The organism is Parasutterella sp., from assembly GCF_057870745.1.
Map to the genome: position 1 here is coordinate 17,679 of NZ_DBMALT010000014.1, position 13,210 is coordinate 30,888.

The following is a 13,210-nucleotide window of genomic DNA, read 5'->3' on the forward strand; positions in this document are numbered from 1 at the left end:
TCTTCCGTGCAGGCAGAAATTAGTCATTTTGTTCTTATTGCCGCTGCGTTATGTGCAGTGTTTTTGTCTTTGCCGACCCTATTGGGGTCTAAAAGCAGAGCACCGCTTTTCGTTAATCTTTGGAAGCCGGCTTTAGGCATTACGTTCGCAGGGTTAACTTTTGCTCTGATCATGCTGATCTGGGCATTTTTAACTAATGATTTTTCGATTGCCTACGTTGCCAACAATTCCAATACAAAATTAGACCCGGTTTATAAAATTTCTGCAGTTTGGGGAAGTCACGAAGGCTCTATGCTTTTGTGGGTCTGGACGATTACCGTTTGGGCTTCTTTGTTTGCAGTTTTCTCACGAGACGACGAGCTGTTCAAGTCCAGAGTGCTGGGTATTTTGCTCGGCGTGACCGGTCTAATCTGCCTCTTCCTTATCTTTACTTCAAATCCTTTTGAACGGCTGCTTCCTTTAGTTCCTCCCGAAGGGAAAGACTTAAACCCGATTCTTCAGGATATCGGCATGATCCTGCATCCGCCGATGCTTTTCTTAGGTTATGCGGGTACGGTTTTGTGCTTTGCATTCGGCCTAGGCGCTTTGATGGAAGGGAAGGTGAGACCGGAATCGCTTCGCGGGCTTACCACGATTTCGGTGATTGCGTGGCTTTTCCTGACCGCCGGCAACGTTCTAGGTTCTTGGTGGGCCTATAACGAACTAGGCTGGGGCGGCTGGTGGTTCTGGGATCCGGTTGAGAACTCATCTTTTGTTCCCTGGCTTCTCATGACAGCCCAGCTCCATGCGTTGGTTCTTCTCAGATTCCGTGCCCACCTCACAAAGACGGTCTTGTTTTTCTGCATCGTTTCCTTTGCCCTTTGCTTACTCGGAACGTTCATTGTCCGTTCAGGCGTTATTCAATCGGTTCATGCTTTTGCGTCTGATCCGAACCGCGGAGCTTTCCTGCTCGTTATTTCTCTTTTAATGGTAGTGCCGGCGTTATTCCTATTTATGGTTCGGGCGCCTAAATTTGAGAGTGCAAAACAAATTTCCGGTATTGAAGATATTTCTTTGGTTTTGGCAGTGCTGCTTCTTGCTGTAACAGCTATCTGCGTTTTATTCGGTACCCTTTACCCGCTGGTCCATGAGGCGCTTGGGAAGGGTTCTCTTTCTGTCGGTGCGCCGTACTTCAACTCGATTTTCGCTCCGATGGCGATTTTGGCGGCACTGATGATCGGCTCCGTCCAAATGAGAAATTCGCCGATGTGGACTTGGGGTGCGGCTTTCTTCATTTCTGCCATCGCTGCAATTTATGTCGGCTTTTTCACGGAAGCAAAATCTTCTATTTACACGACTGCCGGTGTGTTTAGCGCGCTGTGGATTCTTTGCTCTTTCTTGGCGGCTCTGATTTCTAAGAAAAATAAGAACTTCTTTGCACTCGTTGCTCACTTGGGCATTGCCGTAAGCATTATCGGCGTGGTAGGAGACACCCAATATTCTCAGGAAGCTGTCGTAAGAATGGGGCCGGGACAAGGCCGTCCGCTAGGAGACGTTATCTTCGTGTATGAAGAAACCCGAAAGGTGGATACCAATTCTTTCTTTGCCGATGAAGGGAAGGTTCTTGTGCTCAATAAAAATGAAGACGTAATCGACGAGCTTCATCCTCAGCGCCAAACGTATAAATCCAACGGTATGGAAATGACGGCGGCCGGTATTTCACACGGCTTCTTCAGAGACTTTTATGTTTCGATGGGCAACCGGTTAAGCACGGATGAATTCTTAGTACGCCTCAGCATTCGTCCTTTGGTGAGCTGGATTTGGATCGGCGGCCTCTTCATGCTTCTATCCGCAGTTTTTGCCTCTGCCTGGCGCAGAAGAGAATGGGGCCAATCATGAGATTTGCGCTTAGATTACTTCTTTGCTTTTTTATTGCTTTCAGCGCGGCATCGACAGTTTTTGCTGTTCCTTCTATCCGTGATCAAGCGATAGAGATTTCGAAAGAATTGCGCGATCCCGGAGCAGTGAACCAGTCTCTATATGAATCGAACGCTCCCCAGTCCGCGGAGCTAAAGGCAAAGATTTATCAATTATTAGAAAACGGCCAAACGCGGGAAGACGTTTTGGATTACTTTGCCGCCCGCTACGGAAAGCAAATCCGATACGCTCCGCCGGTGGATCCTTGGACCGCTGCGCTTTGGGTTGTTCCCGCCGTACTTTTTGCCGGTTTGGTGCTGACAGCACTTTTCCTTATCCTCAGACGTAAAAAGGAGAAATCTTCATGAACTTCTCGTTCAAACTTTTAGTTGCCGCTGCCGTATTTGCGACATCTTTTACCGTCGGCGCTCAAACTATTTTTTCTACCAGCGGTTACAGCACCGGGGAAGCGCTTGAAAAGCCGATGGTCATGAAGCCTTTTGTGGAATTCTCCAAGGCTCGTCCTCTTCCCGCACTCAGAATTTTTACGCTTGAAGGTGAAAAGGTAGATTTATCCAAATATCAGGGGAAGCTCCTGATTTTGAATGTCTGGGGAACGTGGTGCACACCCTGCATTAGAGAAATTCCTCAGCTGATTGACCTGCAAAAACAGCTTAAGGGCTCAAACATTGAGATCGTCGGTGTCGCGGTTGATAAAAGCGTCGCAGGTATTCCTAAATTCCTGGCAAGACATAAGATGTCGGCATTTAATACTTGGTCTGATCCGACGGAATCTATTGAGGAGGTAATGCCCCTTGAAGTCGTTCCGACCAATTACATTACTGACGGAGCCGGCAATCTTGTCGGTTACCTGCCGGGTTATCTGCCGTGGGATGATAAGGACGTCATGCCCTTCTTGAAGAAATTGGCAGAAAAATACGCTAAGCCCAAAGCCAATTGATTCTGATTTTTTTAGCCGAAGCACAAAATGATGCTTCGGCATATGACTATTCCTCGCCTAACAGACAAGGGTTTTCTTGAATTTCAGCTAAGACAATTGTCTTATTTTTGTCTGATTTCCGGAAAATTAAAATTAAACATTCCGACTCCAATAAGGAGTGAAAGTTTATCCAACATGCTGATTTCTGACGGAATCTTCGGAACGAGAATTCAGGCTTCCTATTAAATCGGCGGCGAACGCTACGTAAATGAATTTTTGGGTAGAAATATTGAACCGATTCAAAATGAGGTGGTTTATCCTCGTTTTGTGCGGGTTTATTTCTGCTCTCTCACAGGCTTCCGAACTCAAGAGCCTCCTGCCGCCCGTGCGTCTTGCTGTCGTGAACTCTTTCGGCTCAAACCTTTCGGTTCGATACTTCAATGGGACGGTGAACGCCATTGCAAAAGCTGTCGCCCCGAGAAGGCTGGTTGTCCAATTTTATGATCAGGAAGTTTTCCTTGATGCCGCTCAGAATAAAGGCTTTGACCTGGCCATTGCCTCAAGCGGGCTTACAGCGCTCATGACGGATGCGAGCAGCGCAGCGGCGCTTCTGACAATCATTAACAGCCGAACGCCGGATCCAAATCATGCCAATGCCGGTGTCATTGTTGTTCGAAGTGATAGAGATGACATCAATTGTCTTGCAGACCTAAAAGGAAAGACAGTTGCCGTTTCCAGCACGAAAGCTTTTGCCGGATTCCTGGCGGTCATGGGAGAGATCCAGGCAGAAGGATTAAATCCGAATCGCCTGTTTAAGTCGGTGACGGCGACACATAAACCAATGACTGAATTGGTTAAGCAAGTCGTCAATAAAGAGGTCGATGTCGCTTTCATTGCAAGCTGCCTTCTCGAAAATATGGAAGCCGACGGTGTCATCCCTAAGGGTTGTCTTAAGGTCGTTAACGAGAAAAAAGACGCAAACTTTTACTGCAAGCATTCCACTAGACTTTATCCGGGCTGGATACTTTCTGCGCAGCCTACGCTTGACTCCAAAACATTGAGAAACATCATGGAGGCTTTGCTTCAGCTTCCTCCCGGCAAGGAAGAGGGCTCTTACTGGACGGTGGCAACCGATTACGATCAAATGAATCTGCTTCTCCAGCGCATGGAAGTCAGATATTTGGAGGATAGAACAATCGGCTGGATGCTGAATTATTACCGCTGGTATTTCATTGTCGGATGCGGTGCGCTCCTGCTTATTATCCTTAATTGGGCTTATCTAGCCTTTGCTGTCAGACGCAAGACAGAACAGTTGCGTAAAAAGGTCGAAGAAAATCGCGAGTACGAACGTGAAAATCGCAAGATTACGGAGCGAATTGAAGCGTTAGAAAAAGCGAAATCCATCGGCATTATTTCCGCTATGGTTGCCCACGAACTCAAACAGCCGCTTGGTGCCATTAACAACTACTCAGAAGCGATTTTGAGGCAGCTTAAACGCGGAAAGAAACCTGCAGAAGAAATTCTGACAGAGGCACTTTCGGAAATTAAATCCGAAAGTCAAAGGGCTTCTGAAATCGTTGAGTTCGTACGCAATATCGGTCGCAAAGAGCCTCGCCAGAGAAAGCGCTTTAATTTGGAGTCGGCCGTTGAACATACGATAGAGCTAATGAAGCGCCTAGGCCGTCTTAACAGTAAATGTACGTTGACCGGTGCAGAAAATTTATTTGTTTACGCCGATCCGCTGAATGTTGATCTCGTTCTTATGAACCTTCTTAAGAATGCAGAAGAGGCGGTGAGAAATCAGCAGAATGCAGAAATTAAAGTAGAAATTAAAAATGCGGGGGCTGATGCTTTCGTGATCATTGAAGACAACGGTCCGGACATGACGGACGATCAGTTTGCCTCATTGCGGAATCTCGGACAATCCAGCAAAAAAGACGGATTGGGTCTGGGACTCGCAATTGTCAGAGAGCTTTTAGAGGCTAACGGAGGATCTTTGAAACTTGTCAGGATTCCTTCAGGAGGACTTCGCTGTATTGCTTCTCTGCCTATAGCTTTGGAGGATAAAGATGGGCCTGGATAAACTTCAGGAAAAAGCGGTTGTTAGGATTATTGACGACGACGATTCAATGCGGAAATCGTGGCGCTTCTTAATCGAAGGGGAAGGGTGGACAACGAAGTGCTACTCCTCGGCGCTCCGATTTCTGGAAGAAGACGACCGTAATGAGCTTGGCTGTGTTGTGCTTGATGTTCGTATGCCGGATATGAGCGGAATCGAACTTCAGCGCGTGATGATGCTCCAGAAAAACGGCTTGCCCATTATCTTTGTTTCCGGTCACGGAGACATTGATATGGCTGTACAGGCCCTCAAAGACGGTGCAACAGACTTTCTGCCGAAGCCGGTCAGCGCCGATCGCCTTTTAACAGCCATTGAAAGAGCGGTGAGTAAGGACGTCGAGCGTCGCCAGCAGAATCAACTGACAGATGAATACCGACACGTTTTTGACACGCTTACGGCTCGGGAAAAGATGGTTGCTAAGAAAGTGGCGAGGGGATTGCTCAATAAGCAGATCGCTGACGAATTGCAGATCAGTGAAAAAACCGTACAGGTTCATCGCGGTGCAGTGTGCCGCAAACTCGGCGTGAAAAGCGCCGTCGGAGTTGCAAGCATCCTTAGTATTCTTCATGAAGAAGACTCTTCTTCTGAAGACATTCGATAAGCGGGATAGATGAAAAATCGCTGATTTTGACCTATTAAAGGAATAATAACTTTCATAGCTTTCGATTTAGTGGGTCAATAATTTTGTCGGTGCTGTACCATTTAGTACTTTTGAGTTAATCTATTCTGAGGTGTCTGAAGGCCATTGTGAGGAGGAGGAAACATGAAGGATCCATTCGGTTCTTCTTTGTTTGTTTCTTCTTCGAATGTGGAGATTAGGCCCTTACAGCGCGCATTCCACAAAACAACCGCTTCCTATAAATTTCTGTGGTTGCTGGTGATTTTGGATCTTGTGAAGGAGGCATCCCATGACGCTGGTCCTCTTAGACTTTCGATTTCAAGGATCTGTGCCAGGATGGTTGCGAAATCTTGGATTCCGACGCAGAGATTTAAATTGTCTTTCGGCCGATGGGATCAAATCACGACCATTATCGAATCGCTAAAAAATCCGGAGAATGATTTTCCTTTTGACCCGCGGTACAAAGAACCGGAAGCTTTACGTGTGTTGGAAGATTTTGCAATCGCACAGCCGGAAAAATTCAGGAAGATTATTTTTTCGCCCTTAGCCCGATACGTTCCTTATCGTTTTTTGAGCGTCTGGTTTCCTAAGGCAGTTGACTCTTACAAAGAAGCAATTGCATTCAATTCCAAAAAAAATCCCTACTATTTCCCCGAAAATAGCTTGAGTTTTATCGAGATGTCGGCAGAATGGCGGAAATACTTTTTGGAGAACTACGCGCTTCTCAAAGACTTTACGTATTGGAATTTTGCAGACTTCCTGCAAACACGAAATACAGCAGTCCCGGGCCTCGTTAAGAAGTTCGAGCTTCCCGAGAGCCGAATTAGTCTTGAAACTCAAAGAAAATTCTGGGCTCCTTTCCTAACATCTTCTCATTTGGCGAAGGATATTTACGGGAATCAGCTTGTTCCGAATAATTTTGCGCTGGATCACTTCTTGCCGTGGACTTTCGTGGTTCATAACCAGATCTGGAATTTGACGCCCATGGATCGCAGATTAAATTCCTCGAAGAACGATCAGATTCCTCAGGATACTTATATAGGGGCGCTTGCGCTACAGCATAAAAATCTGGTTCGGTACCATTTTTCCAAGGACAGAAAAGACTCAGAGGAGTTCTTTGCAGAGTACGAAAACTTCCTCGGCATAGAAATTGCTGATTTCCTTTCAGCCTCTGATGCTCAGGTAATAGAACTCTACCAAGAACATTTTGATCCGTTGCAACAAACCGCATTGAATATGGGCTTTCAGTTATGGCAGTGAATGTTAATGACCCGTGCTTGTTCTGCGAATTTTTCAAAAATAAGAAAATCGCGGCCGAAAATGATTTGGCTTTCGCCATTTTTGATGGCTTTCCCGTCAATCCTGGCCACGTCTTAGTTATTCCAAAGAGACACGTTGCAAATTACTTTGATTTGACGACTGACGAGGCTTTGGCAATCCAAGATCTTCTCCAAAGGATGAAAGCAGAAGTTGACACAAAATTCCATCCCGACGGTTACAACGTTGGCGTGAATGTCGGTGCAGACGCTGGTCAGTCAGTTTTTCATGTGCATGTTCACCTTATTCCTCGATATAAAGGAGATGTGAAGAACCCGAGGGGCGGCGTGCGGGGAGTTATTCCTTCAAGGCAAAGCTATTAAACTCGACTAAAGATAACTGATTGGAATAGCTGACACTTCACGATTAAGAGGAAAATCGTCCTGAACGAAGCAGACCAGAGCGCCTGTTCCTCTTATTTCTTCCGGAATTACCTCAAAATTTTTGACCATCGAAGGATGGGGTGCCCCCGTTTTCTTTATTTCAATTGGGTAGAGTTTTCCGTTCTCTTTGATCAAAAGATCTATCTCTTTTCCGTCTGAGTCTCTGAGGTAATAGAGCTGAGGTTCGATACCACGGTTTCTATAACTTTTGAGGATTTCAATGATGACAAAGTTTTCGAGCATCGGACCACTCATTGCTCCGGTCTCCAAGGCCTCTTTTGTCATCCATCTACTCAGGAATGCACAAACACCAGTATCAGTGAAGTAAACCTTGGGACTCTTGACCAGTCGTTTCAACCTATTATTGAAATAAGGAGGCAACAAGTAGACCAGACCTGAGGCTTCTAACACGGATAGCCAAGATTTGGCTGTTGGCTGTGAAATGCCCAGTTCCTTAGAAAGTGAATTGTAATTTAGTTGCTGACCTGTTCTAGCTGCTACTGCCCGAACGAATTTAACGAAATCTAATTCATCGTAAATGCCAGAAAGAGTTCGGACGTCACGCTGAAGATAAGTTTGGAAATAGGAATCGTAAAAAATCTGCCAGTCAGGATTTGAAGCCCACAATGCAGGGTACGAGCCTTTCCAAATATGCAAGAACACATCGTTGAATAAGACTTTTTCTCTTTGGCGACATTTTTGAAGGTATTCATTTGTTGGGATAAAAGGCTCCTGCCCTAACCAACCGTTGAGTTCGCGCTGAGAAAGTCCTAATAATTTCAAGATTCCTACTCTCCCAGCTAGGCTTTCTGAAATTCCATTCATTAGATGTAGCTGCTGAGAGCCGGTTAACCAATAATTGCCGTTTTCGTCTTTCCCGTCTACCCGTGTCTTTAATTCGGAAAATAATCCCGGAGCGTATTGCACCTCATCTATGAGCAATGGAGGCAAAAATCGTTCAAGAAATAAGTGTGGATCAGAAACTGCTAGCTCCCGAAGGCTCAAGGAGTCTAGAGAGACGACAGATCGAGTGGGGTCATTTTTTCTAACAAAGTACTTTTACCCACTTGGCGAGGGCCCGTGAGCAGAAGTACCTTAAACTGACTAGATATTTTTTTTACTGTTTGTGAAGCGTCTCTCTCAAAAAACATCACTTTCCCCTATTTTCTCTCTCTTATTTTAAACAAAATCGTAATTTTCAAATTTGTATTTTGAAAATTACGAAATTCTATTAGGAAATACATGAGATTTTTCTAAAGTTTCTTTGAGTTTAGAAATTAGAGTCTATAAATTGGCTTTCTTTTGAGATAGCTAGTGTTTAAGCAATACAGAGTTGCTATTTAAAAATCGTATTCGCGTTTCCGTTTTTACTTCTTTTTTGTCCATAAAATAAAACCATTCGGTCTTCATTGAAGCTTTGAAAATGAACAGCACATTGAACCACACCGTTAAAGCTTCGCTTCACAACGAATGCTTTGTGCTGTCCAATCGAATGTGCCGAATGTGAGTCTGACTTTCCGCTAAGGAATGTCTTACTGACTTCTCTATTTGTCTTTCCCAAAATCTATCTTTAACTCGGGACAAGAGTAAGCAGAGTGAAGGTACATCCAAAAACCGCCCGCTTTTCAAGTCCCGACAAAATTAAACAACTAACTTTGTAATAGGTGAAAAGCATGCAACGTTTCCAATTTTTAAAACTGACTGCCGCAGCAGTGATTGCCGTTCCTCTCCTTCTTTCCGGATGTGGCGATAAAAAGACCGCCGAACTTAAAGTCGGTGCGACCGCAGGCCCTCACGCAGCGAATGTTCAAAAGGCCGCAGAAGTAGCTAAGAAACAAGGCTTAAACGTTAAGGTCATTGAATTTACGGACTACATTTCCCCGAACAAGAGCTTGGAAGAGGGTTCTTTAGATATCGCAATTTATCAGCACGAGCCGTTCCTCAACAATTTCAACAAGCAGCAGGGGACACACCTCAAAAATATCGGTGTAGCTGTTGTTCAGCCGATGGGTTTTTATTCAAAAAAAATTCACAGTCTGAAGGACATTCCTGACGGCGCAACGTTTGCGATCCCGAATGACCCGAGCAACGAAGGCCGCGGACTTCAGTTAATTGAAAAAGCCGGTTTAATTAAATTGCAGCCCGGAAAAGACGGCTCTGCAATTACGGTTGCCGACATCATCGACAATCCGAAGCATCTGAAATTTAAAGAACTCGAAGCCGCTCAGCTGCCTAGGAGTTTGTCCGACGTCGACATTGCTACGATTCCGATGAATTACGTTATCAGCGCAGGTCTTTCTCCGGAAAAAGACGGCTTCTACTACGAATCTAAAGAAGCACCTTATGCGCTGATCATTATTGCTGCAAGAGAAAACAATGCTAATAATGCAGACGTCCAGAAGTTTGTGAAGGCATTCCAATCTCCGGAAGTAGCTAAATTCATTAAGGAAGAATTTAAAGGTGCAGTAGTTCCGGCTTGGGAATGATACATAATAGGTAATTTCTTGATTGACGTCCTCCTCGTCATGAATGGCGAGGATTCCATACCACCTCTGTAGCGGCCGTAGCCTAGTGCTGCAGTGGGTCTCTTCGGGTTCCTGCTGACAGCGGCCTTACTGCACCACTCATTGCACAGGCTAACTGGGCCCGTCCGGACCTTAATACATTTATCGCTCCGACCTCATCTGCGTTGGAGCGGTAACCGCAGCCAATGCATGCAAAGGTCGCCTGCGATTTTCTATTCTCTGCCGAGACGAGTCCGCATCGCGGACAAGTTCGGCTCGTGCTTTTGGGATCTACTTTTATCAGCTTTCCTCCTCTCTGCTCTAATTTGTAGGAGAGCATCTGGAAAAAGCCGTACCATCCCTGATCCAAAATTGATCGATTCAGTCTGCTCTTCTGCTTGACGTTTTTGCCCGGGGATTCTTTTGTTCCGCTGGCAGAAGCGGACATGTTCGAGACTTTCAGATCCTCAACGTATACGATGCTGTGGTTTTTAGCTATCTTTGTCGAGGTCTTGTGAAGAAAATCTCTTCGGCTGTCGGCTATATAGCGGTGCAATCGAGCAATTTTGTGTTTTGTCTTTCTGCTGTTTCTGCTTCCCTTCTTCTGCCGCGCAAGTTTCCTTTGAAGCTTGGCAAGTTTTTCCTGCTCCTGCTTAAAAGCGTTTAGAGGTTCAACGAAGTCCCCGTTTGACAGAGTCGCAAAACGTTGACTCCCATGTCTATTCCTATTTCAGAAGGATTGGGAGCAGATGAGACGACTTCATACTCAGTCTGTATGCTGACATCCCATTTCTCCCCGCGCCGGCTGACAGTGACATTCTTAATGGTTCCGATGATATCCCTGCTTTTTCGATATCCCATCCAGCCGATTTTCGGCAGTCGGATCTGTTGTTTAACTTCATCAAGTTCAACGCCCTGGGGAAATCGAATGGAGTCATGCTGAAACTTTTTCTTGGAAAATTCGATCGTTTCTCGAAAAAATTGATATAAGCCAGTTCCAAATCCTTTAATGACTGCTGAAGCACCTGGCTGTGGCATTTCTTTAAAAAAGGATTCTTTTTTCCATCCGGGCAATCTATTGGCAGCCGCTGTGTATTTGAAAGAGTGCTTACTGTCTTTCTTATAGAGAGACTTTTCAAGTGACAAGGTGCGGTTGTAGACGTAACGGGCGCAGCCACAGAATTGCATCATCAGTTGAATCTGCATTCCCTTTGGTCTTAGTTCGAATTTGAAACCGCGCCTAATTAACAATTGTATTCCCCCACTGCGATAACTCATTTTAACGGAGCCAGATGAGTTGCATCGGGAAAACGATACGGCAGAATCTGAGAAAAATTTTGGTAGAAGTATCTTTGATTCTGTTGATCGTATGCGGCAATCCGTCGTGACGAGTTCTCTATTACCATAGACAAAGCAGATATCAAAATATGCAGAACCACGACTCTGTGGGGCCTTTATATCACCGTCATGAATGACGGTGTTTTACGGGCCCTGCTGATAAAAACGAATTCCGCCGAATCAGCAGTGGTACGGCGGAATTTTTTCTAACAAATTTCCATCTAATCTAACAAATCGAATGTTAGATAAATGTTAGAAAAATGCACTTGAGGAGTCGTTTTCATTTGTCAGACTGCTCATTAACGAAAGTCGATTCTCGGGAAAACGATAAGGTGCTTTGTATCTAAATGTATGTCAAGAGAGCACCTGAAGTTCTAAGATTAAGGGATCAGGTAGAGGTGCAGACTTTATAAGTAGTTGCTTCCTTTAAAGGAGAATCGGGAGGCAGCAAAAGGAAAGCTTGCCGAAGGCCGATCGATCTCTCCTAAATTGATCGGACCTGGGCCGTCGAAGAACATTCGGCGGACTGTCACTGAATAGTGGAGCGCTACCCGAGGTCTCGAACCTTATTCCTTTTGATATTACCCTTAAGGTCCGGATGCTCGAGGAGCTCCGGAATGAAACATAACAATATCAAGAGGACGAAATGTCTCAAACCAACTCAAGTTCCCGCTTAGCGCCGTGGCAGGCTATGACCATGCTTGCCGTAGGTATTGCCATAATCTTTTTCGGGCTGATGGCTTTAAAGGTTAATGCCCGTATCGTTCTTGCTGTTGACGGGGCCATCATGTGCTTAATGGCCTGCGCCTTCGGTATTTCTTATGACAGTGTTCAGAAAGGCATCAAAGACACCATCGCTTCGATGCTTGTTGCAATGCTGATTCTTTTGTCCGTCGGTATTCTCATCGGCTCTTGGATGGCCTCCGGGACAATTCCGGTCATGGTCTACTACGGTATGCAGGTGATCACTCCGGCCTTGTTCCTCCCGGTTGCCTGTATTCTCTGCACGTTAATGAGTACTTTAGCAGGAACCTCTTGGGGCACGCTGGCTACAGTCGGCGTTGCATGCATGGGCGTGGGCGAAGGACTTGGTATTCCCGTTGAGGCAGCCGCCGGTGCAGTCTGCGTGGGTGCTTTCTTCGGCGATAAGATTTCTCCCTTAAGCGACTCTCCCGTGATCACTGCCACCGTGACGGATACACCGTTAATGGAAGGCATTAAACATGCTCTGATTTCCACAGGTCCGGCTTATCTGATCAGTTTAGTTTTCTTCTTTGTTTACGGTCTGGAATTCAGCGGCGGCTCTGCAGCTGAAAGCGCAACTTACGTTGAAATTTTAAGAACGATTGAGAAGAGCTTTAATCTCAATCCAATCAGTCTGCTTCCGGTGTTTGTCGTAATCGGCCTGATCGCTTGGAAGAAACCGACCATTCCGACATTCGTCGCCGGTATTGCTGTTGCTGCATTCTTAGGTATGTTCCTTCAGGATGTCAGCCTCAAGAATATGATGAATTACATGTACAGCGGCTTTAGCATCCACACGGATTCTGCTTTTGTCGACAAGATGCTGAACCGCGGCGGCTTCACCAGCATGTTAAGCACCATCGGCTTATTGATGACAGCTGCTATTTTCGGTGCTCCTTTGAGAACCGCGGGCGTTGCAGATGTTTTACTGGACTACGTCAGAAAATTCGCTCGCAACAGCCGCATCATGGCCTTCTGCGTCATGTGCCTGCATACGCTCTTCTTCATGATCACCGGCGCTTACTACGTCAGTTATCCGGTTGTCGGTTCCATGACAAAGGACATGTTCCCCAAATACGGTCTGCAGCCTAAGAACCTGATGCGTATGATGCTCGATACCGGCACCGGTCTTGCACCGTTGGTTCCGTGGTCTACTACGGGCTCTTACACAGCTTCCACGTTAGGTGTTGCCAACATTGCTTTCTTTGCATTTGCTCCGATGCTTTGGCTCTCCATCATCCTGTCCGCGGTTTATGCACTGACCGGCATCGGTATGGCCAAGCTTGAAGAACAAACAGTCGAGCAGGAAGAAGGTTCTCGATTCAACGGCCAGCTGGCAAAGGAGTAAAT

12 protein-coding genes, 1 pseudogene and 1 riboswitch are annotated in these 13,210 nt (G+C 45.8%); of the genes and pseudogenes, 9 read left to right on the plus strand and 4 right to left on the minus strand.

Annotation, left to right across the window (positions count from 1 at the left end; genetic code table 11):
• Window positions 1-6: 6 nt before the first annotated feature.
• From ACZND6_RS05360 to ACZND6_RS05390, 7 genes are all read left to right on the plus strand, one after another.
• Entirely contained in the window at window positions 7-1,878 is a 1,872-nt protein-coding gene (locus ACZND6_RS05360) for a heme lyase CcmF/NrfE family subunit (protein WP_293737830.1), read from the plus strand.
• Window positions 1,875-2,264 (plus strand): cytochrome c-type biogenesis protein, encoded by a 390-nt coding sequence (locus ACZND6_RS05365; RefSeq protein ID WP_302817675.1) that lies wholly within the window; start codon window positions 1,875-1,877, stop codon window positions 2,262-2,264. Before ACZND6_RS05360 ends, ACZND6_RS05365 begins: the two co-directional genes overlap by 4 nt.
• A complete protein-coding gene (locus tag ACZND6_RS05370; protein WP_489524445.1) occupies window positions 2,261-2,857 on the plus strand; it encodes a TlpA family protein disulfide reductase in 597 nt (198 codons plus the stop codon). Before ACZND6_RS05365 ends, ACZND6_RS05370 begins: the two co-directional genes overlap by 4 nt.
• Window positions 2,858-3,140: 283 nt before the next feature.
• Entirely contained in the window at window positions 3,141-4,919 is a 1,779-nt protein-coding gene (locus ACZND6_RS05375) for a sensor histidine kinase (protein ID WP_293737833.1), read from the plus strand.
• A complete protein-coding gene (locus ACZND6_RS05380) occupies window positions 4,906-5,556 on the plus strand; it encodes a response regulator transcription factor (RefSeq protein WP_008812346.1) in 651 nt (216 codons plus the stop codon). Before ACZND6_RS05375 ends, ACZND6_RS05380 begins: the two co-directional genes overlap by 14 nt.
• 162 nt (window positions 5,557-5,718) lie before the next feature.
• Window positions 5,719-6,834, plus strand: a complete 1,116-nt coding sequence (locus ACZND6_RS05385) for an HNH endonuclease domain-containing protein (RefSeq protein WP_293737834.1) — start codon at window positions 5,719-5,721, stop codon at window positions 6,832-6,834.
• Entirely contained in the window at window positions 6,825-7,214 is a 390-nt protein-coding gene (locus tag ACZND6_RS05390) for an HIT family protein (RefSeq protein WP_293737835.1), read from the plus strand. The genes ACZND6_RS05385 and ACZND6_RS05390 overlap by 10 nt, the downstream gene beginning before the upstream one ends.
• A 6-nt stretch (window positions 7,215-7,220) precedes the next feature.
• Here the strand turns inward: ACZND6_RS05390 and ACZND6_RS05395 are convergent, their stop codons facing one another.
• The gene (locus ACZND6_RS05395; protein WP_489524453.1) at window positions 7,221-7,559 is read right to left on the minus strand and encodes a DUF4143 domain-containing protein; all 339 of its coding nucleotides are present in this window, start codon (window positions 7,557-7,559) and stop codon (window positions 7,221-7,223) included.
• 6 nt (window positions 7,560-7,565) lie between these two features.
• Window positions 7,566-8,288, minus strand: a pseudogene (locus ACZND6_RS05400) (ATP-binding protein); the annotation flags it as partial.
• A gap of 659 nt (window positions 8,289-8,947) precedes the next feature.
• Between ACZND6_RS05400 and ACZND6_RS05405 the strand changes: the two are divergent.
• The gene (locus ACZND6_RS05405) at window positions 8,948-9,760 is read left to right on the plus strand and encodes a MetQ/NlpA family ABC transporter substrate-binding protein (protein ID WP_300874827.1); all 813 of its coding nucleotides are present in this window, start codon (window positions 8,948-8,950) and stop codon (window positions 9,758-9,760) included.
• A gap of 82 nt (window positions 9,761-9,842) precedes the next feature.
• Here the strand turns inward: ACZND6_RS05405 and ACZND6_RS05410 are convergent, their stop codons facing one another.
• Both ACZND6_RS05410 and ACZND6_RS05415 read right to left on the minus strand, forming a co-directional pair.
• Window positions 9,843-10,472, minus strand: coding sequence for an RNA-guided endonuclease InsQ/TnpB family protein (locus ACZND6_RS05410; RefSeq protein WP_300817011.1), 630 nt, complete (start codon window positions 10,470-10,472; stop codon window positions 9,843-9,845).
• Window positions 10,442-10,984, minus strand: a complete 543-nt coding sequence (locus tag ACZND6_RS05415; protein ID WP_489524446.1) for a helix-turn-helix domain-containing protein — start codon at window positions 10,982-10,984, stop codon at window positions 10,442-10,444. Before ACZND6_RS05415 ends, ACZND6_RS05410 begins: the two co-directional genes overlap by 31 nt.
• Before the next feature lie 517 nt (window positions 10,985-11,501).
• Window positions 11,502-11,674, plus strand: a riboswitch (Lysine riboswitch).
• Window positions 11,675-11,762: 88 nt separating this feature from the next.
• Here ACZND6_RS05415 and ACZND6_RS05420 point away from each other — a divergent pair.
• Entirely contained in the window at window positions 11,763-13,208 is a 1,446-nt protein-coding gene (locus ACZND6_RS05420; protein ID WP_293738360.1) for a Na+/H+ antiporter NhaC family protein, read from the plus strand.
• Window positions 13,209-13,210: the final 2 nt, after the last annotated feature.

Bases quoted from the DNA above. Each gene is read 5' to 3' on its own strand.
- ACZND6_RS05365 (WP_302817675.1), top strand. From the start codon at position 1,875: ATGAGATTTGCGCTTAGATTACTTCTTTGCTTTTTTATTGCTTTCAGC.
- ACZND6_RS05370 (WP_489524445.1), top strand. From the start codon at position 2,261: ATGAACTTCTCGTTCAAACTTTTAGTTGCCGCTGCCGTATTTGCGACA.
- ACZND6_RS05375 (WP_293737833.1), top strand. From the start codon at position 3,141: ATGAGGTGGTTTATCCTCGTTTTGTGCGGGTTTATTTCTGCTCTCTCA.
- ACZND6_RS05380 (WP_008812346.1), top strand. From the start codon at position 4,906: ATGGGCCTGGATAAACTTCAGGAAAAAGCGGTTGTTAGGATTATTGAC.
- ACZND6_RS05385 (WP_293737834.1), top strand. From the start codon at position 5,719: ATGAAGGATCCATTCGGTTCTTCTTTGTTTGTTTCTTCTTCGAATGTG.
- ACZND6_RS05390 (WP_293737835.1), top strand. From the start codon at position 6,825: ATGGCAGTGAATGTTAATGACCCGTGCTTGTTCTGCGAATTTTTCAAA.
- ACZND6_RS05395 (WP_489524453.1), bottom strand. From the start codon at position 7,559: ATGACAAAAGAGGCCTTGGAGACCGGAGCAATGAGTGGTCCGATGCTC.
- ACZND6_RS05405 (WP_300874827.1), top strand. From the start codon at position 8,948: ATGCAACGTTTCCAATTTTTAAAACTGACTGCCGCAGCAGTGATTGCC.
- ACZND6_RS05415 (WP_489524446.1), bottom strand. From the start codon at position 10,984: ATGCAGATTCAACTGATGATGCAATTCTGTGGCTGCGCCCGTTACGTC.
- ACZND6_RS05420 (WP_293738360.1), top strand. From the start codon at position 11,763: ATGTCTCAAACCAACTCAAGTTCCCGCTTAGCGCCGTGGCAGGCTATG.